The following is a 257-nucleotide window of genomic DNA, read 5'->3' on the forward strand; positions in this document are numbered from 1 at the left end:
TGATCAAATAGCGGAGAAGTTCAGTGAAAACCACGAAACTTTTTCTGTGCCTTGTCGCTTTTCTCGGTGTCACGCTCGCTGGAAACCCGGCTGATGCCGACGAACTGGTTCACTTCGAAAGCGCGCCCGTAAAGCTCAGCCCGTTTCGAATAAGCAAGGCTAGAGAACAGGGAGAAATTATTTCTCAACCGCAAGGCACACCCCTGCTGGGATATTTGTCCCGCCCGGAGGGTGATGGCCCCTTCCCGGCTGTCGTC

General features: G+C 54.1%; 1 pseudogene. It reads left to right on the top strand.

The annotated features are described in order from the left end of the window. Window positions 1-23 precede the first annotated feature (23 nt). Window positions 24-257: pseudogene (locus AF337_RS45320) on the top strand (dienelactone hydrolase family protein); the annotation flags it as partial.

The organism is Rhizobium ecuadorense (assembly GCF_001187535.1).
GTDB lineage: Bacteria > Pseudomonadota > Alphaproteobacteria > Rhizobiales > Rhizobiaceae > Rhizobium > Rhizobium ecuadorense.